20 protein-coding genes and 1 pseudogene are annotated in these 20,987 nt (G+C 41.8%); 9 read left to right on the forward strand and 12 right to left on the reverse strand.

Translation table 11 applies throughout. The annotated features are described in order from the left end of the window. The 3 genes and pseudogenes from ACKPQ5_RS06960 to ACKPQ5_RS06970 all read right to left on the reverse strand — a co-directional run. Positions 1–326, reverse strand: a pseudogene (locus tag ACKPQ5_RS06960) (hypothetical protein); the annotation flags it as partial. A gap of 304 nt (positions 327–630) precedes the next feature. Then, positions 631–2,289, reverse strand: a complete 1,659-nt coding sequence (locus ACKPQ5_RS06965) for a hypothetical protein (protein WP_407678379.1) — start codon at positions 2,287–2,289, stop codon at positions 631–633. Positions 2,290–2,413: 124 nt separating this feature from the next. Then, positions 2,414–4,063 (reverse strand): S8 family peptidase, encoded by a 1,650-nt coding sequence (locus tag ACKPQ5_RS06970; protein ID WP_407678380.1) that lies wholly within the window; start codon positions 4,061–4,063, stop codon positions 2,414–2,416. 48 nt (positions 4,064–4,111) lie between these two features. Here ACKPQ5_RS06970 and ACKPQ5_RS06975 point away from each other — a divergent pair, with 48 nt between their 5' ends. After that, on the forward strand, positions 4,112–5,116 hold the full coding sequence (locus ACKPQ5_RS06975; protein ID WP_407678381.1) for an NAD(P)/FAD-dependent oxidoreductase: 1,005 nt from the start codon (positions 4,112–4,114) through the stop codon (positions 5,114–5,116). 10 nt (positions 5,117–5,126) lie between these two features. Further along, the gene (locus tag ACKPQ5_RS06980) at positions 5,127–5,678 is read left to right on the forward strand and encodes a tRNA (mnm(5)s(2)U34)-methyltransferase (RefSeq protein ID WP_407678382.1); all 552 of its coding nucleotides are present in this window, start codon (positions 5,127–5,129) and stop codon (positions 5,676–5,678) included. On the opposite strand, the gene fabV is transcribed toward ACKPQ5_RS06980, so the two are convergent. Continuing rightward, a complete protein-coding gene (fabV, locus tag ACKPQ5_RS06985; RefSeq protein WP_407678383.1) occupies positions 5,675–6,862 on the reverse strand; it encodes an enoyl-ACP reductase FabV in 1,188 nt (395 codons plus the stop codon). The two genes, ACKPQ5_RS06980 and fabV, sit on opposite strands and share 4 nt — an antisense overlap. Before the next feature lie 102 nt (positions 6,863–6,964). On the opposite strand from fabV, the gene ACKPQ5_RS06990 reads away from it, so the two are divergent. Beyond that, positions 6,965–7,360, forward strand: coding sequence for a DUF721 domain-containing protein (locus tag ACKPQ5_RS06990; RefSeq protein WP_407678384.1), 396 nt, complete (start codon positions 6,965–6,967; stop codon positions 7,358–7,360). 9 nt (positions 7,361–7,369) lie between these two features. Here ACKPQ5_RS06990 and ACKPQ5_RS06995 read toward each other — a convergent pair whose 3' ends face one another. Both ACKPQ5_RS06995 and ACKPQ5_RS07000 read right to left on the reverse strand, forming a co-directional pair. Next, positions 7,370–8,821, reverse strand: coding sequence for a POT-type proton-dependent oligopeptide transporter (locus tag ACKPQ5_RS06995; RefSeq protein ID WP_407678385.1), 1,452 nt, complete (start codon positions 8,819–8,821; stop codon positions 7,370–7,372). 3 nt (positions 8,822–8,824) lie between these two features. Next, the gene (locus tag ACKPQ5_RS07000; RefSeq protein WP_407678386.1) at positions 8,825–9,130 is read right to left on the reverse strand and encodes a hypothetical protein; all 306 of its coding nucleotides are present in this window, start codon (positions 9,128–9,130) and stop codon (positions 8,825–8,827) included. 86 nt (positions 9,131–9,216) lie between these two features. Between ACKPQ5_RS07000 and ACKPQ5_RS07005 the strand changes: the two genes are divergently transcribed. Both ACKPQ5_RS07005 and ACKPQ5_RS07010 read left to right on the forward strand, forming a co-directional pair. After that, positions 9,217–9,990 (forward strand): hypothetical protein, encoded by a 774-nt coding sequence (locus tag ACKPQ5_RS07005; RefSeq protein ID WP_407678387.1) that lies wholly within the window; start codon positions 9,217–9,219, stop codon positions 9,988–9,990. Between the two features lie 9 nt (positions 9,991–9,999). Further along, the gene (locus ACKPQ5_RS07010; RefSeq protein WP_407678388.1) at positions 10,000–10,587 is read left to right on the forward strand and encodes a hypothetical protein; all 588 of its coding nucleotides are present in this window, start codon (positions 10,000–10,002) and stop codon (positions 10,585–10,587) included. Here the strand turns inward: ACKPQ5_RS07010 and ACKPQ5_RS07015 are convergent. The 4 genes from ACKPQ5_RS07015 to ACKPQ5_RS07030 form a co-directional block, all read right to left on the reverse strand. Then, entirely contained in the window at positions 10,584–10,832 is a 249-nt protein-coding gene (locus ACKPQ5_RS07015; RefSeq protein ID WP_407678389.1) for a hypothetical protein, read from the reverse strand. The genes ACKPQ5_RS07010 and ACKPQ5_RS07015 overlap by 4 nt on opposite strands. Positions 10,833–10,907: 75 nt before the next feature. After that, complete coding sequence (locus tag ACKPQ5_RS07020; protein ID WP_407678390.1) at positions 10,908–11,309, reverse strand: hypothetical protein; 402 nt, start codon at positions 11,307–11,309, stop codon at positions 10,908–10,910. Between the two features lie 45 nt (positions 11,310–11,354). Continuing rightward, positions 11,355–12,893 carry a YifB family Mg chelatase-like AAA ATPase gene (locus ACKPQ5_RS07025; protein ID WP_407678391.1) on the reverse strand — a complete coding sequence of 513 codons (1,539 nt, stop codon included), beginning with the start codon at positions 12,891–12,893 and terminating at the stop codon, positions 11,355–11,357. A gap of 32 nt (positions 12,894–12,925) precedes the next feature. Further along, the gene (locus ACKPQ5_RS07030; protein WP_407678392.1) at positions 12,926–13,495 is read right to left on the reverse strand and encodes an isochorismatase family protein; all 570 of its coding nucleotides are present in this window, start codon (positions 13,493–13,495) and stop codon (positions 12,926–12,928) included. 238 nt (positions 13,496–13,733) lie between these two features. Here ACKPQ5_RS07030 and ACKPQ5_RS07035 point away from each other — a divergent pair, with 238 nt between their 5' ends. From ACKPQ5_RS07035 to ACKPQ5_RS07045, 3 genes are read left to right on the forward strand one after another with little or no spacing between them, the layout of a single operon-like run. Beyond that, positions 13,734–14,099, forward strand: a complete 366-nt coding sequence (locus ACKPQ5_RS07035) for a hypothetical protein (protein ID WP_407678393.1) — start codon at positions 13,734–13,736, stop codon at positions 14,097–14,099. Positions 14,100–14,118: 19 nt separating this feature from the next. Beyond that, positions 14,119–15,120, forward strand: a complete 1,002-nt coding sequence (locus tag ACKPQ5_RS07040; RefSeq protein WP_407678394.1) for a M23 family metallopeptidase — start codon at positions 14,119–14,121, stop codon at positions 15,118–15,120. Positions 15,121–15,126: 6 nt separating this feature from the next. Beyond that, positions 15,127–16,218 (forward strand): glycosyltransferase family protein, encoded by a 1,092-nt coding sequence (locus tag ACKPQ5_RS07045; protein WP_407678395.1) that lies wholly within the window; start codon positions 15,127–15,129, stop codon positions 16,216–16,218. A gap of 6 nt (positions 16,219–16,224) precedes the next feature. On the opposite strand, the gene ACKPQ5_RS07050 is transcribed toward ACKPQ5_RS07045, so the two are convergent. Together ACKPQ5_RS07050 and ACKPQ5_RS07055 are read right to left on the reverse strand one after the other, a co-directional pair. Continuing rightward, positions 16,225–20,019, reverse strand: a complete 3,795-nt coding sequence (locus ACKPQ5_RS07050) for a hydantoinase B/oxoprolinase family protein (protein ID WP_407678396.1) — start codon at positions 20,017–20,019, stop codon at positions 16,225–16,227. Continuing rightward, positions 19,983–20,435 (reverse strand): gamma-glutamylcyclotransferase family protein, encoded by a 453-nt coding sequence (locus ACKPQ5_RS07055; RefSeq protein ID WP_407678397.1) that lies wholly within the window; start codon positions 20,433–20,435, stop codon positions 19,983–19,985. Before ACKPQ5_RS07055 ends, ACKPQ5_RS07050 begins: the two co-directional genes overlap by 37 nt. A gap of 224 nt (positions 20,436–20,659) precedes the next feature. On the opposite strand from ACKPQ5_RS07055, the gene rpsO reads away from it, so the two are divergent. Further along, positions 20,660–20,935 (forward strand): 30S ribosomal protein S15, encoded by a 276-nt coding sequence (gene rpsO, locus ACKPQ5_RS07060; RefSeq protein ID WP_407678419.1) that lies wholly within the window; start codon positions 20,660–20,662, stop codon positions 20,933–20,935. The last annotated feature ends 52 nt before the right edge of the window (positions 20,936–20,987 follow it).

Consider the following 20,987-nt stretch of genomic DNA (forward strand, 5'->3'; position numbering starts at 1 on the left):
CTAAGGGACAAACTTCCCCTCCCGGCAGCAAGCAGGGTAAAATCGCGTAGAACCACCGTTCCATTCACATCGGTGTAGGTAAGGGATCCACCAATGGTAACATTGGTACTTTTCTCGCGGACCAGTCGAATGGGTTGATTAATCGAGATATTTTGGTTTTGATATTCACCAGCCCGTATTATCACCACATCACCGGCACTCGATGCGGTTACTTGAGTCTGAATATTTTCCCCAAGTTCAACCACCCGGTTGGCGGAAAATACCGGCAGGGCGATCATAAAACTAAGGATTGTACTAAGGATTGTACTAAGGAACGATTTTTTCATAATAATATTTTGATTCGTATTTTAAAGTCGTGCGCAGGCGCGCGAAGGCACTGAGTGTGAGGTGTCCAAAGAGAACCCCAGACCAAAAGGATAAAAAGAGAGAGACTGAATAATCTGATGATACATTTGTACAATCAATAAGTTATACTTATTTCATAAAATAACTTCATGTATGAACACAAACTCTTTTTTTCTTATCTAAATGATTAAATAAAAGAGACTCTATGTACGAAAAAAATCTAAGCTCAATTGAAACCACCCCCAAATGGATGAACTGGCTTGATAAGGTACTTATCTACCCAGTTTACTTAATCGAGTTAGGAATGAGTTCGGGTGGACCGAAGCGGATAATGATTTCCTGTATTAATTGTTTTGGAGTAATCTTTTCCGTAAACCCAAGGGTGTTAAATAAATGAAATAAATAATTCCATGAAATTTTTAAATAGACCGGGTTTAATGGACATTCACGAAAATGAAGGGTTAACCATTTTAACCTAAATACATCCGCTGAGGAAACAACGGAACGCGCGGCCCATTTTTTTGTCTGGCTGATCAGGGACCCGATTCCGGTTCGCCGGGCAAAGGATTGCAGGGAAGAGAAGGATATTAATTCAATCCCTCCATCCACCGGTTTCATGGATAAACCAAACTGATCATTCGCGACCGATAAAAAACCATGACTGCAGCCTAATCGATCAAATACCTCAGTCAGGGGAGTCTTTCGAAAAAAGCCCGGCTTTTCCCTGGCGTAGTTTTCCAATTGTTCAAGGTCAAGAAATTGATCCCAGGTTGATTTCTGGGTAAACAAGGGTTCGTCAATCACCTCGACCATGTCATGCCCGAGCAGAGAGGAAATGGTATCCGGATCGAGCCATTTATCCACCACACAAAGACGCCCGATTTTCCCATCCCGATAAGCACACCAGGCCAGGCTGTTTGAACGTACCCTGTTCTTTATTTCCAAGTCCTCCTGCAAAGCAAGCCACTGGGGTTCCTGCTGTCCAAACTCCCCCACCGTGACCATTACCTGCTCCCCACAATCCGCCACACCGAAATGTCTCCAGTTTTTATTTTCGGATACTTTGAGTATAGGATTGCCCCCCTCCCCAACCGGATCGAATCGAAAATCCGGTTTTTCATCAAGCACACCCATTCGCTCCGGTTTGGGAAGATCAAAGAATTGAAAATTATTTTCCGGCATGTAGCCACCGCCTACAATTCCACGAATGTCCTTCATTTTGAGAAATTCTTCAATATATCCATGAAATAAACTATCCGGTTTCTCATTGGCAAAACCCTTGGCCTCCCCAATCATTCCATTATTCACAATAAAGGTAAGGTGTGGTTTTAAACGGGTACCGGATGGATGGGGCACGGGCTCCCTAAGGGAATACATTACATCTGCCTGCTTCCCCCCTTCATTTCCGCAATGATGCATCGCAATAGCCTCCTGTTTGGATCTGCCCTCAATAATTTTGTACCATCCCCATCCATCGGGACAGGAATAGACCAATTGCCCATCCGTGCAAAACCTGCTAAGTCTAGAATTATCCAATAATTTTACTTCAATTTTTCGAAAATCTTCCAGAATTTGTCTGGCCGAACGGGGAATTGATTTCCCCTCAATCAAATCATAAAAGGGATAATCTTTCATCGATGGATGGGAATAAACTTCCTGAATACCATAGAAATGCTCCCACATCTGCTGGGTAAACAAGTTAAAATCTTCCCGGATACGAGCTCCTGTCCATCCTTCCAGCTTACGCTTTCTTTTCTTCTTCCATTTTATGGTATGAAAATTCGGATTCCCCCGGTTTTCCACCAGGGCAAGTCTTTGTAGGATTGAAAGATACCATACAATTCGATCGTCTTTGCATAGATATTTGAGTGCCCATTTAACAGCATCTTTGAAAACAGCTTTTTGATCGCCCAAACGGACTGAGGTTCCCAAATCTCGAAACATGGACAAATATCTCTTTTTACGACTCAACAATATAGAATAACATAAAAAAATTTATTCCACCAAAAAATTTTGGTTATTTTGCTCAATCTAACTTCTCAAAATTAAGCCAAGAGATTTTTATTTATCAGTCGGGGAGAGAAATCGTACTGACCCGGGAATTATTCTCCGGGTAGATATCAGTCTGTCCGCTTAGCCGAAGCTGCGATGAAATCCTAACCCCTTTGCCTGATTCCCCGCTTCCATCCAAAAATAATTTTTCACTTCTCGTTTCCCCGGGATCTAAATTATTAAAAATATAATTTTTCACCACTCCTCGGTATTCCACCTCCAAACTGACATTGTTAAGCCAAGCGGTTCCCTGATTTTGAACGGAAACCAAAAAAGGAGTGGTTCCCCCTTTCATTTCCTCGGGGTCAAAATAATACCCGACAATTGCCCCGTCATGCAGGTTAGGCACATTCCGATTTTCAATTCGGCCGACATTTAAAATTCCATTCCCAGTAAACTCATCAAAGCCTGGTTTTTCGGATTCATTGGAATATTTGTAAAGCAAATCGACTACCTGATCACTAGAAAGATTTGGATTCCTGGAAATTTCCGATGCCAGTGCACCACTTATAAAAGCGGTGGCAGAGGATGTGCCACTGAATGAAACGAGGGCCTCGTCTTCCCAGGCCGTAAACACACCCACTCCGGGGGCGGCAATATCAACGCCTTCTCCATAATTAGCGAACGAAGATTGCCTGCCATTTGCATCCACTGAGGTAACTCCGATCACATGATCAAATTTAGCCGGATAGGAGACTCCGCTGACTCCCTCATTCCCAACTGCCGCCACCACCAACGAACCTTGTGCCCGAGCATAATCAACCGCATTTTTAAGAACTATGCTTTCCCCCGTACCCCCAAGACTAAGATTGATCACTTGAGCCCCCCGGTTGGCCGCTTCCACAATTCCTTTGGCCACGGTAAAGGAGTCTCCCTGCCCCTTCCCGTCCAGTACCCGGATGGAAAGAAGTGAAGCGGAGGGTGCAATTCCCATAATACCTGAATCATTTCCAGAAATGATCGATGCAATCGCAGTCCCATGCCCCCGTGAACTTGATCCTCCGCCCAGCATGTCAATCTCCTCAATGGAAACCCCATCCAGATTGGAGTGACTTAAATCGATCCCTGAATCGAGAATGGCCACCTTGACCCCGCGTCCCCAGTCATTTCGTTCCTCGGGTACGCCAATCCATTCGTCCGCATTGGCTCCAAAGCTTTTCTCCCCTTCAAGAAATTCGGCACGCGGTAATTCGGGTGATCGAACCCGATAGTTATAATGGGGTTCTTCCTCATTTTCCATTTTATCAAAATACCGGGATGCTTGATCCAGATCCAATACTCGTAATCGGACGGTTTTTAATTCTGCTGAACGATCTCTCACCCTAAATCCATTCGCTTCTGCCTGAGCCAAGAATGTTTGCATGGACTGGGTGGTTGCGAATCCAAGGGTCAAGTCTTCAAGAATTGGTGAATCCACTAACATACTCAAATCAAGCTCCCGTTCAATCTGGGAGGGTAAAGATATTTCCACATTAAGGTCTTTTATTGGATTGGAAAGAGGAACCATTTCCTCGGGAAGTTCTGCTGATTCTTGTGGGTTGAGAGTTTGCACAAACTCACTAGAGTCTTTAGTAAAAGACTTACCTAGTTTAAAAACTAGAAATATAAAAAGTAAGAGACCGAATCCAATTAACAAACGATTGAACATAATTTTTAATTTTGTCATTCCCCGACTGGGTCGCAAGGAGATTTATGGTTTGATTCCTTTTATTTCATGACTGACTTTATTATTGTTGGTCATGGGTTGGCGGGTTCCGTCATGGCACATCAACTGATTGAACGAGGGCAAAAAGTGCTTGTCCTTGATGCCGGGCTCCCACATTCAGCAAGTGCGGTGTCTGTGGGATTGGTTAATCCATTAATCGGTCCCAAGCTTAATCCGCCATTTATGATCAGGGACTGCCTAATGGAAAATGAATTGTTTTTTCGACAATGCGAACGGTCCTGGGGAAGTGATTTTTACCGATCTATCCCGCTTCATCGGCTATTTATTTCAGAAAAACAAAAAAAATCCTGGAAGGAAATGGAAAAGAATCCCGATTTCTTTCTATTTCAAAATGGACAATTGAATTCTGATCAATATCAAAAGATGGGGATACAAGCACGGCTCGGTGGAGGAATTACAAAGAATGCATGGCAACTCGATGTATCTCGTTTTCTCAAAGCAAGTAAAGATTATTTAATTGCAATCAAGGCACTGAAAAATTCCTCTTTTGAATTTAAAAGGAAAGAAAACTTACAAAAAGTTATTTTCTGTGAAGGCTTTCGTGTACTTGAAAATCCTTGGTTTAAAGGACTTCCTTTTGCCCCGGCACGGGGAGAAGTGCTGTCCGTTCAATCTGGAATTAACCTGGCCCTCAGTAATGGATCCTGGCACCTGCCGGGTTTCGCAGATTATGCCCACATGGGGTCCACATGGGATCACCAAAACCTACTCTCCGGTCCAACGGAAAGAGGGAAACAAGAAATATTGGAAAAATGTAATTTTGTAGATTTAAAAAAAAGCGATTTCCCCCAACACTCCAGTGGTGTGCGCTCTGGCACGAAAGACAGGCACCCTATTATTGGAGTTCACCCAGTCCATAAAAATTTATTTCTTTTTAATGGCTTTGGATCAAGAGGAACTTCAACGATTCCACACTATGCAAAAAAAATGACTGATTTTCTTTTGAAAAATAAATCACTTCCATCCGAGGCGAACTTAAACCGTTTTATATAATTTACAATCGATGAGAATAACTGAAAAGGCACACGCGGAACTAGACAAAATTCTTCAGCGCGGTGATTTAGCAATAGATGCCACATTGGGCAACGGATACGACACTCAATTTCTTGCCCAAAAAGTCGGGACATCCGGACATGTGTTTGCATTCGATATCCAAAAAGAATCAATAGAGCAAAGCACTCGTTTTCTCGGAGAAAACAAACTCGAAAACCGGGTCACTTTTTATCTATCCTGTCATAGTAAAATTAAACAAAATTTGCCCATTGAACTGGCGGGTAAAATAAAGACAGTCACCTTTAACCTTGGATATTTACCGGGGGGAGATAAAAAAATTATCACGAAACCAGACACCACATTGTCTGCCCTTAAACAGGCGCATCTTTGCTTATCTGATAATGGAATAATTTCCCTGATCTCCTATCGTGGACACGAGGGAGGAAGGTGTGAATTCGAAGAAATCGAAAAACTGATAAAACAGGAACATTGGCCGGTCCAAAAAACACCCGGTAGTGAAGCACCGGACTCACCCGTGCTCTTTATTATTGGCAAAGCTTAAAGGGGAGCCGATGGATCAACATCTAATTCGTAATCCACATCCTCACGACCAAAGCCAAATAATTTATGAAATTCTTTTTGATATAATTCGAAACTAGTTTTTTCATACAGGTTTTCTGTATTCACAGTTGGCCAGATATCAATGATCTTTTGTTGTACAGATGGCTCCATTTCCCAATCATCTAAACGTATGCGGTTTTCTTGGTCCACTTGGGTTTGCCCCTCTCCGTAGAGACGATCCTTAAAAAGACGGCAGGTTTGCTCGATGCAACCCTCATGGGTCCCTAATTCCTGCATTATCTTGTATAGGATCGATACATAGAGAGGAACTACCGGAATTGCTGAACTTGCCTGCGTTACCAGTGCCTTATTGACTGATACATAGGCTTTTCCTGAACCCGCATTTTTCATCTTTTCGGTAATCCGGGCCGCGGTGTTTTCAAGATGTAATTTAGCACGACCAATTGTCCCATTTCTGTAAATGGGTTGAGTCACCTGTGGCCCGATATAGGAGTAAGCAATATTTAAACAATCAGCAGAGAGTAAACCTGCATCGAGAAGTGCATCGGTCCAGGCTTCCCAATCTTCTCCCCCCATGACCTTTTCTGTTTGAAAGATTTCATCTTCATTTGCGGGATCAATTGTTACTTCCTTCACTTCCTTGCGATCGGTGTCTAAAGTTTTATTCTTATAAATTGCACCGATTGGTTTTAAACAGGCACGGTAGTTTGTACCATCAACCGGATCAGTTCGACGGGGCGAGGCAAGGCTGTAAATAACGAGGTCAAAAGTACCGCCAAATTCCTTCGCTTTTGCGATTACCTCTTCTTTAATTTCGTTTGAGAAAGCATCTCCATTCACATCTTCTGCCTTTAAACCTGATTCACGGGCTAACTTACAAAAAGCTTCAGAGTTGTAATGACCAGCACTCGCGGTGCGTTCGCCTGCAGCCGGTCGCTCAAAATAAACTCCTAAAGTATCCGCACCACATGAGAAAGCGGCGGAGATTCGGGAAGATAATCCATACCCAGTCGAAGAACCAATCACTAAGACTCGCTTTGGTTTCCTGTCATCGGTAACGAGTTGCGTCTTGGCATAGGTGGCTTGCTCGCGAATATTTTCCAAACAACCAACGGGGTGAGAGGTAATACAGACAAAGCCTTTAATTCTTGGTTTTATAATCATTCAATTAAATGTAAAAGTGTTGTGAAAAGTATGCTATGTTAAAAAGGGAGTATTTACATACCATTGTTTGATCGATAGTAGAAGATCAATATTTCCTCATTCATGTCTTATCAAAAATCCAATTACAAAAAACTAACCTCTTTTAACGAAAGAAGGCTCCTTTCCGAATTTCTTGAACTCCCTTTAGGCGAAGATCTATCGAAACATCGCGAGCCTTTAAGTATGAAAGATTTAGTCGAAAAAACCTGGTCCAATTGGGGATTGGGTGAAGAGAAAACTCCCGAGCAATCAATATCTGAAAATTGGTACAAAATTGTGGGAAGAAAATTAGCGATGAAGTGTGCACCAGAAAGTTTAAACAGTGCCAGCGGTATTCTTTATATCAAGACTTCAGGTGGACCCGTTAAACAGGAACTTTCTTTTTCTAAAAAACAACTGTTGATCAAGATTAGAAAACTGGAGGGTTGTACCATGGTTTCCGATTTAAAATTTACCTAAGTTTTTTGATCAAGTCTCTTGCAAATACTCTTTTACAACATAGTTCTTAGAAACTCTGATAAAAATTAATGCGGCAATAAAAACCAAAACGGTCCAAAACCAAAATTCGGAAGAACCCGGTAATTTGGATGAACCGTCCTCATTAATAATAAAAAATTTCACTGCCGATGTGAAATAATTCCCTAACGATACAGTTAGTAAAAAAATCGCCATTACGAAAGATTTCATTTCCTTAGGTGCTTGAGTATAGGCAAATTCAAGACAGGTAATAGAAACTAGCACCTCCGATCCCGTCAATAGTAAGCAGGCCAATATTTGCCATCCCATATTAGGGCTTTCTCCCAGGTCGATTCGTTCCTGTAACAACGCGACAAGAGTAAAAGCAAAACCCATTACCCATAACCCAAAACCAATTTTACGAAGAGGTGTCACCTCGAAGAATTGGGAAAAGAATGGATAAATGATATACGAAAATACTGGGATCAATAGTAATATAAATAACGGATTCCAAATGGCTGAGACTTGTGCGGCAAGCATTTCGCTGCCACCAATTAAGGGAATCCAATCTGGTAATACTCGGTCCAAACTTCGGGCCTGTATTTGCCACAGTGTTCCAATCTGGTCAAACAGTGCCCAAAAAATAACTACAAATGCAAAAATAGAACAAAGGCGAAGTATTGCACGTAAATTCTCACCAGAAAAAGTTTCCTTAAAATAAATTTTTCCTCGCGGTGGAATGTGGGCAAACTGTTTTCGACCCAGCCAAAAAATAAAGGTCGCAATTGCCATCAAAATTCCTGGCAAACCAAAAGCATAATGAGGTCCAAAGATTGGCTCATTTACTAATTTCTCCCCTACCCAGGGTTCCACGATTGGATAAATTCTTTCGCCCAGTGAACCGGCTTCTCGAGTCGCCTCAAGAAGGAAGGGAGTCAGTAAACCGGATAAAAAGGCACCGATATTAATTGAAAAGTAGAACCAACCAAAAACCTGGGTCAATAAATGATTATTTCGTATATTAAACTGATCGCCCACATGAGCGGAAACACAGGGTTTAATTCCACCCGCCCCTACTGCAATCAAAACTAGCCCGGCAAATAACAAAGTTCGTGTATCCCCAAGAATTCCCATCATGGCGAGGCAACCATGACCCAGGCAATAAAAGAGTGAAAGTGAAAGAATGGTTCGATATTTCCCCCAGAATGCATCCGCTAAGATACCACCAATCAGGGGAAAAAAATAAGCAGATCCAACAAATAAATGAACCCACGCTTCCGCTTCTTTTTCCTTAAAAATTGCAGACTCTCCGTTTGGTTGAACCAGATAAATTGTCATGTAAGCCAACAGGACACTCCGCATTCCATAAAAAGAAAATCTTTCGGCTGCCTCGTTTCCAATTATAAATCCAATTCCTGATGGAAGCTTGGATGTTTTTTGGGGAGTAACTCGGTAAAGGCTCATCAATTAATTCTGTTGAATCCGGTCCTGCTGTTTTCTTCTTTTTGCCTCTTCTTCAAGATCGTCCATCAGTTTATTTTTTTCGTCATCTGAAACGGGGGTCTCCTGTGTTGCATGAGGTTCGGACTTACCTTGCATCATGAAATACCAGACGATTAAGTTGATACTCGCTCCCATGATGCAAAGAAGAAACAACCATGTATTAAAAATCGAGGTTTCCAGTAACTGACAAATCGCCAAAGCTGAAAATAAGGAAAAATTAATCGCAAAGAGAAATTTCACGCGATTAGTATTTGGTTGGAGTATGTTCATTGATGGATATTGTAATTTATATTTAACTACTTATCTTACTGACATAAAACCTTGCCAAGATCACTACTTTTTAATCAAACTTAACTATGCGATTTTTTAAAACACTTATTACTTCATGCATTCTCTTCCTACAATCCTGTGAACAGTTGGAACAAAGCACCGAAACTGAGGACCAAAACAATACTACAGTAGAAGATAATAATAATAACGAAAACGTAGCACAGAAAAAGACCGAAGAACCGAGTAAGAAAGAATTGCCAGAAGCAAAGAAGCCCAAACCTGTTGAGAAAAAAGTGAAGCCAAAAGATTTGGCAAAAGTGAAAGCACCCTCCACGCCACAAAAAGCAAAGTTTACTCCAGAATTGCTCTCCGCGGTTAAGAATTGGAACTTAATCCCGAAGTCAGTATTCCCTCTCGCAAATGTTACGATTAAAAAAGATGTCCAATTTACCGCCTACTCCTCTAGTGGACAAGCGATCGGATCCTCTATGCTACCGGCAGGGAAAGAAGTATTTGCGATCGGCCATAAAGGGAGTCTTCTTGCCGTATCTCCCTCCAAGAATGGATCGATGCGAGGTACTATTGCGATTGATTCAACTGATTTCAAAGATGGAGTGGCTTACTTATTCGAAATGAGAAAAAGGCAAAGAATTGCCTATGCTGAAAGAAAAGCAAATAAAACTAATCCTGCCTTATCTAAAACTTCTTCTCCCTCCAAAACAAAGTCAGTCCCGAAGGCCAAACCGAGCACACCTCTGTTTGAAGACCTGCCATCTCCGGGAGATTATGGACATGGGAAATTTTGTATCTGTTCGGATTGCCGAACTAAAAGACTCGCGCAAACTGGCTCTATTAAATAAGGAATAATTATGGCAATTGGATCGAAAAAGAAAAAGAAGAAAAAAGAAATCGAGATAGGCGACTTTGTACGCGAAACCGTTTCCTCAAAAGGAAAAAAAAGGTGTGGCGAAGTGTTGATGATCCTACAGGATAATCCTGGTGATCCAACGCTGGAATGCGTTGAAGTTCATCCCGATGAACTCACTCCGTTAGTGAAGGGTTCTGATGGAATGAAAACTTTTAAAACCAAAAGATCAAAGCTCAAACACTACACCCCAAGGAAGCAGCTTTTTTCTAAAAAGGTTTTCGAGAAAGGAGATGTGATTCGACATAAAAGAGGTGCAACTATTCGTTATGGCAGAATTGTATGTTTCGTTCATCCCGATGGTTTGTATTCAACATCCCATGAAGAAGGCTACAATGGAAAAGATCTCTTGGAATGTGTAGAGATTGAAAAGAAACCAGGATTACTTCAGGTTATTGCTCCAGATGGTGAACCCAAGCGATTTGAAGCGCAGGGGAAGGATTGCAAAATAATGAAAGTCATTACCGTTGATTCCAAAGGTGAAGAGACCACCATGCATAAGTTAGATATTCCAGACGAGGAAGAATTTTAAGGATTATCTTCTTTTGTAAAGTACTCGTCTAATTCATATTTCCTGATTCGCACCGTCTTACTTTTTTTTAATTTGTAAGCACGGAGTAGTATTCGATCTCTTATTCCCACCTTCGTTTCGAAGGAAAATGCAACTTCATCTCGACTCCATCGTGCAAAGCACCATTTGGCATGATACCCCTGAAGCACATAAGATACTGCTTCTGCACGGGTAAGAAAATACTCTCCATCAATCTTTAAAACCATTTAAATTAAAATTATTTGGGTACCAAAAAAAACCACAACTCGAAAGCTGTGGTTTAATTATAAAATTAATAATTTTCAGGAATCATAATCCCCTTTTTTAATCTTCTGACAGGTTGCGGGTGATACACCTACCTCATCCGCAATCGCTTGCAGTGTCAGACTTTGCCCTAACAATTCTTTGACTCGTTGGACAATTTCAGGAGTGATCTTGGTACGTTTTCCTTGAATTCCAAACCTCTCATAAAAACTTGCCTTTGCAATGGGCGGCAATCCGTTTATATAGCATTCAAGATAATCTACCACTCCCCGAAAAACCTTTCGTCCATCTTCCCTCTTGTGGCGAGCATGATCATTTTTGATCGTATCGTAAAATTTGCTATAATCTTCTTTCCCTGACTGTTTGGTAGAAATTTTCTTTTCTATTCTACGCTTGAGGGCTTCCAATTCTTTAATGCTGGCGTTATCGTCAATTTTCATAATTTATTATCTTAATAACAATATATTAAATATGTAAAGTTATTTTTAAAGAATAAGAGAACGATCTAAACTTCGATATTGAATTGCTTCTAATAAGTGATTCATTTCTATGTTTTCAGATTTATCAAGATCGGCAATGGTTCGGGACACCTTAAGAATCTTATCATAGGCTCTTGCAGACAATGAGAGTTCATTCATTGCACGCTTTAATATTGATGCTTCTTTTTTTCCTATTTGGCAGTACTTGGAAAGCATCTTATTGGTCATGTTTGCATTACTTGAAACCTGGTGTTTTTCGTATCTTATTGCTTGGATTTTCCGACAATAATTTATTCTGTTCCGAATATCGGCTGAGGACTCCCCTACCCGTTCATCCTGTAAATCGTCAACTCGTACCGCGGGTGCCTCGACATGAATATCAATCCGGTCAAGCAAAGGCCCACTGACACGGGAGCGGTAGCGTTGAATCTGAGGCATTGAACAACGACAGTCGTTCGTAATATCTCCCAAGTATCCACATGGACAGGGATTCATCGCAGCAACAAGCATGAATCTACTCGGTAGTGTAATTTTGCCTGCACTTCTTGAAATAGTAACTTCTCCGTCTTCCAGTGGTTGCCTCATTACCTCAAGGGCTGATCTTTTGAACTCGGGCAGTTCGTCGAGAAAAAGAACTCCATTATGGGCTAAAGAAATCTCCCCAGGGCCAGGTATTGTGCCCCCTCCTAGTAAACCCACATCACTAATGGTGTGATGAGGGGAACGAACTGGTCGACGAAAAAACTTTTTTTCATTCAATACTGAATTTCCCGCAGCCGAATGAATATTCAAAATGTCCAAAAACTCCTCCATACTGGGCTTGGGAAGAATGGATGGTATTCTTTTTGCAATCATGGACTTACCAGAGCCCGGCGGCCCGAGCATGAGAAGATTATGCCCGCCCGCTACTGCCACCTCTACAGCTCGACGTACATTGGCCTGTCCTTTCACCTCAGAAAAATCGACCTCCTCGTAATGATCTGGAGAATCTGCAAATTGATACTTTTTAGAATCAAGAGGGATACGGGGGTGTTCACCTTTAAAGAATGCAACCGCTTCTCCTAAGGAACCGATTGAAAAAACATCAATCCCACCCAGTAAACTTGCCTCCTCCGCCGAGGTGGCAGGAAGAAGAACTCCTTTTTTGCCATGCTTTTGGGCTAGCATCGCCATCGACAAACCACCCTTAATTGAACGGGTTTCACCTGAAAGTGCCAACTCTCCTGCAATTAAAAAGTCCTGTAAAGAATTTTCTGGTAACTGTCCCGTCGATGCCAATAAGCAAAGAGCGATCGGAAGATCAAATGCAACTCCCTCTTTCCTCAAATCACCGGGTGCCAAATTAATCGTAACCCGAGTTCTCGGTCGAGAATATCCTGAATTGGCAAGACTGGAAAGAATCCGATCTAAAGATTCTTTAACCGCAGTATCAGGCAATCCAACTAAAACACATCGGGGTTCTCCCTTCTCCCCCCCATTCGCTTCTACTGTTACGGGTACGGCGACAACTCCTTGAAGGGTGGCAGAATCTGTTATTGCTAGCATAATTGATTAAAAAAAAAGAGTAATGAAGTCTCTTACCGGTTGCGAATTAATTTACTGACCTCTCGAAAGTTTGGATGTTCAGCAGTTCGCATATAACCATAAATAAAGCTTTCTAATGGCAGTATGTGACAGCCGGCATCCTGAAGCTTTCCTAGTACAGTCGATTGATCATCCTGCCTTCTTGCCCCCACACAATCAGATAAAATAGTTACTTCAACTCCTGCTTTAAGGGCGTCAATCGCACTCAGATATATACAGATTGGTGTTTCAATTCCGGAAAGAATTAAATGAGAAATTTTCTGTTCACTTATATACTTTTTTATTTCTTCACAGCCGAAAATTGAAAAGCTACTTTTTGCAATTCTAATATCATTAGAAAGTAGTAAAGATCTAGAAGTAATACCCAGTTTTTGAGGAACTTGTTCAGTAATAATAAAAGGTAAATTAAATATTTTAGTGGACTGGATAAGAATATTTAAAGCATCTATTAATTGATCTTTATTTTTTATTCCATTGAGCAAGCTTTCCTGTACATCAATTAAGAATACAGCCACATTGGGGGTGTTGAATTTTGAAGTTTGTATGCTTTCCTCGATTTTCATTTAAAGATTTATGTTTTTAATGCTTCTTTGTTTACTCAAAACCATGTATTCTTATTCCACAATAGAAAATTATCCCAATTAACATTTGATTACATTTAAATTGAGCACATCTAAATTAGTACCTACTCATTTAAATCGTAGACATGCCCTCTCTCTATTAGGTGCATTCTTGCTCCCATCATGTAACCGGAAATTTAAATCAGACCCGAAAAAAATAACCATGAGGCCCCGGGTTTTCATGGAGAACTCTGCTCCAATTCCCATTTTGGATGAGTATGATTTCACTAGCGTGCAAATCGGTTCGGTTGCTAATATACTTTCGGATGACCCCTTAGACAGAAGGTTTGCTCTATGGTTCAGTTTGGACCGAAGAAGTGCAATTACTCTCCAGCAAGAAACTATTCGAAATATCGGGAGAAGACTACACTTGGTTATCGGCGGGCAGATTGTGGGAGTTCACCCAATTGAACAGGGAATTGGAAATGGAGTGCTTCCTTTTGTACTGTCTTCGATTGTAAATGAAAATAATGCCATGTTGCTTTTCAAAGAACTCAGTATTTCTTTGGTTCATATTAAAGCAGAATTTCGGGAAAATAAAGGCTAGTCAAGCAAGGGAGTTTTACATGAACAAATTTCTTTTATGTCTTACTTTTACCCTTCAAGTTTTTGCCGAAAGCCCACCCCAATTCAAATTATCCTGGCCCACTCCTAACCCTGCATTTGCAAGAGGATTAGGATATTCTACTTTTCTTCAAAAAACAGGCCCTGACAAAGCAGTTACCTCTGGGGCATTTGGGTGTGTAAGAAATAACGGATACAAATTTCACGAAGGTCTCGACTTATACCCGGTGAGAAGAGACAAGAAAGGAAGAGCGGAAGACTCAATTTTCGCGGCAATGGACGGAAGGGTAAGTTATTTGAATTCGACTGCATCCTATAGTGCCTACGGGAAATACATCGTGCTCGAGCATACGAAGTTAACACCTTCCCTCTATTCTTTGTACGCCCACTTAGACTCAATAAGTCCGCATTTAAAAATTGGCAGCGAAGTTTCAATTGCTCAAGTTATCGGAAAAATGGGGAATTCTTCTTCTGGCTATCGAATTCCCTTGGAAAGATCACACCTACACTTTGAAATTGGCCTCCGGCTCACCAACCAATTCCAAGGTTGGTACAATCGAAAGAAATTTCAATCGAAAAACCGACATGGGAATTTTAGCGGATTTAATCTGGTGGGGTTGGACCCCATGCTTTTTTACTCACAATACAAACAGAAAACATTTGCTACTCCACAAGCATTCCTTGAATCGCTACCCGTTACTGTAAGGGTTCGAGTAAAAACAAATAAAACTCCAGACTTTGTTACTCGCTACCCCTCCCTCGCATCTTCCCAAAATTCTTCGGATTCAAATGGTTGGGATGTTTCTTTCGGACCGTACGGAATTCCCATTCGATTCGAACCAGTAGAAAAAAATATTTCTGCTCCAGAAAAACAAATCCAAATAATTGAAATTAATTCTGATTTGCAAAAAAAGCCTTGTCGTAAACTCACCGTTCAAAAAGGGAGTCAATTTTTTGCGACATCTCAACTTCAGACCTATATCGAATTACTATTCGGGTTGTAAGCATCATTGAAAATTGCGTGCTTTATTACTTCTCATGGATTTGGGCATGCCACACGCACGCTCGCCCTGATCAGTAAACTAGCGAAGACAAGCAGCTTAGAAATTTCTATTTTCAGCACTTTGCCAGATTGGTTTTTTCATGAAAACCTCGGTTCAATCCCCTTCCAGACTATTCATCTCAAAACTGATGTGGGACTGGTTCAAAAAACTCCGTTTGAGCACGATTTAAATTCCACACTTGATCAGTTGAATTCATTCCTTCAATTCGAAAACAACAAACGAATCATTACATTATTGGAGAAGGGAGAGTTTGATTTTATATTCTGTGATATTTCTCCTTTGGGCCTTCATTTATCAAAAAAGCTTGGGATTCCTTCCTGCCTTCTTGAAAATTTCACCTGGGATTGGATTTACGAAGAGTATCTAACCAGGAACAATAATTTCAAAAAACCAATCGAACAACTGAAAGGTATTTTTCAGAGTGCTAATCTGCACATACAAACAACACCTATTTGCAATCCTGCTCAGAATGCCCAGCCAATAAACCCGATTTTCCGCCCCGCAAAAAAAGACGGTTCGGTAATGAGAAAAAGTCTGGGCATAAAGGAAGAAGAACAGGTTATTCTTGTTACCACGGGGGGGATTCCACAAAAATATTCATTCATTAATAAAATTAAAGAAGATCACAATCGATTTTATATTTTGACCGGAGCATTCTCGGAGTATGAAAGAGGAAGTAATTTCTGTCTGCTTCCTCACAAAAGTGCTCATTATTTCCCCGATTTAATTCAGTCAGCAGACGGAGTTGTTGGAAAGGTGGGATACGGAACGGTTGCAGAGGTATGGGCTGCACAAAAACCATTCATTGCCGTTTTTAGAGAGAACTTCAGAGAATCACAACCAATGAGGAATTTTATTAATCAAAATATTTCAGGATTTGAAATTGGTGATCAAATGTTCCAAAGGGGCGATTGGATTGATGATGTAGGGAGTTTTTTAGAAATAAACGAAAACAAAAGGGTAAGCTTGCCTGTAAATGGAAGTGACCAAGCAGTTCGACTAATTACTGAATGGCTCAATCATAAACGAGTCGCCTGAGTCTATTTAAGTTTGAACTTCTAAGTTCCCGGCCCCACCACCGCCTGGAGTACGAAGGATCAATCGGTCGCCCGGATGCATGAGTAATGATTGAATGGAAGAAATTACCTCGGTCTTTCCGTTTTCTCTCACCACAATTTGTTCGCCCGGTTCACCTCTCCCTCCCCCGGCAATTCCATCGGCACCTGTATTTCGATTTTGGGTAAGAAGACTTAGATTGGTTTGTTCTTCAAAAATATACTCCCGTTCAATTCCATCTCCCCCATTCCATTTTCCTTTTCCTCCGGAATTTTTTCTTATCTTAAATCCCAATAGCCGGACGGGAAAACGGGCTTCTAAGGTTTCGGGGTCAGTAATCGATGTATTTGTCATATGTACCTGAACTGCCGAGGTTCCGTCCTGACCAATCATCGCTCCGGCACCACCGCCTATCGTTTCATAATGGCTAAATCTTTCGTTTCCAAAAGTAATGTTATTCATCGTGCCTTGCGAACACGCAACACGGTCGAAGGCACTTATGATTAAATCCACCAACTTTTGACTAATCTCCACATTTCCTCCTGCTACTCCTGGACAGTCTTGAATTCTTTGAGAAAAAATCGGAGATAAAATAGACCCCTCTGGAATAATAATTTTGACTGGGGCAAGAAGTCCCTCGTTTAAGGGGAGATCTTCATTGATCAATAGACGTAAACAATAGCAAATCACGCTTTGAGTGATTGCTTCTGTGGCATTGAGGTTATCTTTACGAGATGTGCAAGTACCGGAGAAATCGAAAGTTGCCTGACCATCAGAAAGTGAGATTTGAAGTTTTAATTGATCTCCGTCATCGAGATATTGCACAGAAGTAAGTGTACCAGTACCCCAATCCCGAAAGAAACTTTGGCAACTTTCTGCTGACGCTTGGGTTAGTTTTTTCATTTGATTGTGAAGTACATTGGCAGAGTGTAGGCTTTCCAGATGCTTTAGCTCCGTTATTCCTTGGCGAAGGGAGGCAACTTGAGCAGACAAATCAGCTATATTTTCTCCCAGTTGACGAGTGGGGAATTCTCCGGAACTAAAAATAGCGGCTACTTTATCCATGCACGACTGGCCCGCTTTAAAAAGGTGGGTGGGAGAGAGAACGGTCCCTTCTTCTGCGAGGTTTGTTGAACCTGCGGGCATCGAGCCGGGCGAAATTCCGCCAATTTCAGAATGATGAGCCCGATTCGCTACAAAGCAAAGAAGCTCCCCATCTTGACTAAACACTGGTGCAATAACGGTAATATCCGGCAAGTGTGAGCCGCCATACTGTGGGTGATTGGTAATTAGTATATCTCCACTTTTCAGTTCCGGGAAAAGTTTGATTGTTTCCCGAACACATAGCCCAAGCGCACCGAGGTGAACTGGAATATGCGGAGCATTTGCAACAAGATAGCCATTCCGGTCCAGAAGAGCACAAGAAAAATCAAGCCGTTCCCGTACATTGACCGAGATTGCAGTGCGCTTTAATTGAGCCCCCATTTCTTCCACCAGGCAATAAAATCGACTGGCAAACAACTCCTCCCTAATCACAGGTTTTTTTACCGAACCACTCTTCGATTGATCAAACTCAAGCACTAGGCTTCCCTTACTCCCCACACTGCCCTGCCATCCATCTTCAATCCAAAGCGACCCAAAATCATCGACCACTAAACCCGGTCCATAAATAGAATCACCCGGTTGTAATTGATCTCGAACAAGAATGAAGTTCTTACCGAATTGTTCTTTCGGTCTGGTATTTTGCGGATCGGTAAATTTCTCGACTTCTGTTATTGGTTCTGGACTGGCAAAATGAAATCGAAGCGAATAAATTTGAATTCTTTCTTGATTGGGAAAATATCCAAAGATTTCATCAAATTTGACCTCATACAATCTTTTGATTTCGGAGCTTTTTTCGTAATCTACTTCTACTCCAAAGTCTTGGCCTTTCATCCGGACCGAAGCGGTTTTACGAACAAGCTTTGCACTGGACTGGTACTCTCCCATTTGCGCAAATCCTGCCTCGGTTATTTCTTCTTCCAATGCGTTCAATCCCGAACCATCCAAACCGCTATGTATTGTCCTTTCAACCACTCGTTCGATATTGGACATTGATAAGCCATAGGCACTTAATAATCCAGAGTCCGCGGGAGATAAAATTTTGGTAATCCCCAGTTTTTGAGCAACGCCACAGCCATGCTGTCCGCCTGCCCCGCCGAAGCAAAGAAGTGCATGATCGGCGGGATCATATCCTTGCTCAACTGAAATTTTCCGAATCGCACGGGCCATCGAATCATCTGCAATAGAAATAAAGCCCGACAATAGTTCACCCTTGGACAGACCGGACGAATCAATCCATTCATCCAACTTTTTTTGTGCGGCATTGATCTCAATGGGAGTCGCAAATGTCTTTATATCCAGCCGTCCCAACAGAAGATTCACATCGGTCAGACAGAGGGGACCACCAAATCCATAACAGGCAGGGCCTGGGTATGCAGAGGCACTTTCTGGCCCCACCTTCAAGCGACCACCCTCAACTCTACAAATCGAACCGCCTCCGGCTGCAACGGTTTCAATATTTAAAGCTAATCCGGCTAATTTTGCTTCCCCCACCTCCAGGCTGGTCTGGTAGGAAAGACAATCGGAGTATCGAGATACATCCGTACTGGTACCCCCCATATCCAAATTAATAGTTTGAGTAACCCCGGCTCGTTTCGCCACGGCACTGGCTCCCACCACACCTGCCGCCGGACCGCTTACCAAGCTGTCAATTGCACGATATTGCTCCCGGCCAATTAATCCACCCGCACTGTTCATAATCAGTAATTGAGAATTTGCTCCAAGACCCTCCCTGATATGGGAAAGGTACTCTTTGAGGACAGGATTGAGGTAGCCCTCCAATACTGAAGCCTCACACCGAGGTAACCAGTTAATAAATGGATAAATTTTGGCTGATCCAATTACAGTTTTAAAACCTATTTTTTGAAGTGCATGAATCACAGTTTTTTCATTCTCTTCATTGAGGTAAGAGTGAAGGAAAGAAACCACTGCAACTGTATGGCCTTTATTTTTCAGGCTTTGGAACTGCTTTTCGAGAGCGCTGAGATCAGGAATCGTAAGTACCCGCCCCGCCCGATCGGTCCGTTCCACAACTTCAACACACGGTCCTGCAAATGATTTTCTTTTCTGGGGAATTATATCAAACAAATCAATCCGTCTTTGATCACCAATCTCGAGCAAATCAGAAAAACCCTTGGTAATAACGAGGATTGGTTTTTGCCCAGAATTCTCTAATAATGCATTGGTGCAACGGGTTGTAGCGAGTCTCATTCGAATTATGCAATCCGCTTGCTTAATTTTTTCCCGTGCTAAAATTAAGCTCATCGCGAGAAGAGGGGCTTCTAGTCCGGAAAATAATTGAAGCGTCTGTCCTTCCTCAAACTGTTTTTCTATTCCAGCAGAGAATTGAATGATTTTATTTTGATTATTCCATTGTTCCACTACGACTTCGGTTCGATCGGAGTCGGTGAGAATAACTCGAAAGCCCAAGGGGAACTGATCGGGCCAATCGGCGCACGGGGCCAAAAGGATTTCCTGGTCAGACAGGATCTTTTCCACCTTCGCGGTTAAACTTCCTCGCGAGAGGACTTTAACCCGAATCTCTTTTCCATCCGATCCTCGGCCGAGACAATCAGTAAAAGTACCTCCCGTATCGATGTAGAACTCCCATTCATCGAGAGTACCAGTTGAATTTTTCGATTCCACTATTTCTCCGACTCCAAAGAGTATCCCGTTGCCCAACTCTCCAGCTTACTAATGTAGTGAACCGGTAAACCGACCTGATGAGCTCCCCGGAGTACTTCAGTTTGATAAGGCTTCGATGGCACTCCATAACTTTCATCATTCGAGAGATATGCAGTAACGGTCTCTCCGGTTTTATTTTCCTCGGTAATTACCTTGAGCTGGCTCCGACGGTAACAACCTTCACGAACTCCCTCATAGTGATCCAGTGCCTGCCAATGAGTTTCATTTAATTGCCACAGACAGCCAAATGTTTCCGAGTTGTCCTCTTTTTTTATTCCCGCATATCCACTAGAATTGATAAAATAACGCCAATGCTTTAAGGTCGCAGGCATAAGAAAAACAGAACCCGGGCATCGGGTCTGCATTTGCTCAAAATTCATGTTAGAACCATAGGCAAAATAGATCGAATTCATAAAGTGTAACATTAACTTTTCAAGAGTGGGGAGCAAGTGGGAAGCTTTCGGGCTTGTATAAAATTCAAAATCACCTATTATTTTTCCTAGCGTTAGAGGTCTTCCATTGGATGACCTCCTTGATTTCTTAACTTTTACATCTGTAGAAGGAAAGGCGGAACGGTTCTTTGGTTTACCCTGAAGTACGAATTTGCATGTGTGAATTCCACGTATCGAGAACAATAATAAATATAATGTCTGAACAAGTAAAAAAATTAAGTATAATTGAAGATAACCGATCCCACGAAAAGGATACTGGTTCAAGTGAAGTGCAAGTTGCACTTCTCTCAGCGCGTATTGCTCATTTAACGGAGCATCTTAAGACACACCGTAAGGATTTTCATTCTCGCCGAGGTTTGCTCATGATGGCAGCCCGTCGAAGAAAAATATTGGATTATTTAAAAAAGACAGACTTGAAGCGCTATCAAGCTATCATCGATAAGCTTGAATTGCGTCGATAACCCATCCCCTTTCCTATCAAACTTAGCGGGTAATACTCCCTAAGTTTTTTCT

Origin of the sequence: Candidatus Seribacter sulfatis (assembly GCF_964187635.1) — a bacterium.
Taxonomy (GTDB): domain Bacteria; phylum Verrucomicrobiota; class Verrucomicrobiia; order Opitutales; family Seribacteraceae; genus Seribacter; species Seribacter sulfatis.

Bases quoted from the DNA above. Each gene is read 5' to 3' on its own strand.
- ACKPQ5_RS06965 (WP_407678379.1), bottom strand. From the start codon at position 2,289: ATGTTTCGAGATTTGGGAACCTCAGTCCGTTTGGGCGATCAAAAAGCT.
- ACKPQ5_RS06970 (WP_407678380.1), bottom strand. From the start codon at position 4,063: ATGACAAAATTAAAAATTATGTTCAATCGTTTGTTAATTGGATTCGGT.
- ACKPQ5_RS06975 (WP_407678381.1), top strand. From the start codon at position 4,112: ATGACTGACTTTATTATTGTTGGTCATGGGTTGGCGGGTTCCGTCATG.
- ACKPQ5_RS06980 (WP_407678382.1), top strand. From the start codon at position 5,127: ATGAGAATAACTGAAAAGGCACACGCGGAACTAGACAAAATTCTTCAG.
- fabV (WP_407678383.1), bottom strand. From the start codon at position 6,862: ATGATTATAAAACCAAGAATTAAAGGCTTTGTCTGTATTACCTCTCAC.
- ACKPQ5_RS06990 (WP_407678384.1), top strand. From the start codon at position 6,965: ATGTCTTATCAAAAATCCAATTACAAAAAACTAACCTCTTTTAACGAA.
- ACKPQ5_RS06995 (WP_407678385.1), bottom strand. From the start codon at position 8,821: ATGAGCCTTTACCGAGTTACTCCCCAAAAAACATCCAAGCTTCCATCA.
- ACKPQ5_RS07000 (WP_407678386.1), bottom strand. From the start codon at position 9,130: ATGAACATACTCCAACCAAATACTAATCGCGTGAAATTTCTCTTTGCG.
- ACKPQ5_RS07005 (WP_407678387.1), top strand. From the start codon at position 9,217: ATGCGATTTTTTAAAACACTTATTACTTCATGCATTCTCTTCCTACAA.
- ACKPQ5_RS07010 (WP_407678388.1), top strand. From the start codon at position 10,000: ATGGCAATTGGATCGAAAAAGAAAAAGAAGAAAAAAGAAATCGAGATA.
- ACKPQ5_RS07015 (WP_407678389.1), bottom strand. From the start codon at position 10,832: ATGGTTTTAAAGATTGATGGAGAGTATTTTCTTACCCGTGCAGAAGCA.
- ACKPQ5_RS07020 (WP_407678390.1), bottom strand. From the start codon at position 11,309: ATGAAAATTGACGATAACGCCAGCATTAAAGAATTGGAAGCCCTCAAG.
- ACKPQ5_RS07025 (WP_407678391.1), bottom strand. From the start codon at position 12,893: ATGCTAGCAATAACAGATTCTGCCACCCTTCAAGGAGTTGTCGCCGTA.
- ACKPQ5_RS07030 (WP_407678392.1), bottom strand. From the start codon at position 13,495: ATGAAAATCGAGGAAAGCATACAAACTTCAAAATTCAACACCCCCAAT.
- ACKPQ5_RS07035 (WP_407678393.1), top strand. From the start codon at position 13,734: ATGGAGAACTCTGCTCCAATTCCCATTTTGGATGAGTATGATTTCACT.
- ACKPQ5_RS07040 (WP_407678394.1), top strand. From the start codon at position 14,119: ATGAACAAATTTCTTTTATGTCTTACTTTTACCCTTCAAGTTTTTGCC.
- ACKPQ5_RS07055 (WP_407678397.1), bottom strand. From the start codon at position 20,435: ATGAATTCGATCTATTTTGCCTATGGTTCTAACATGAATTTTGAGCAA.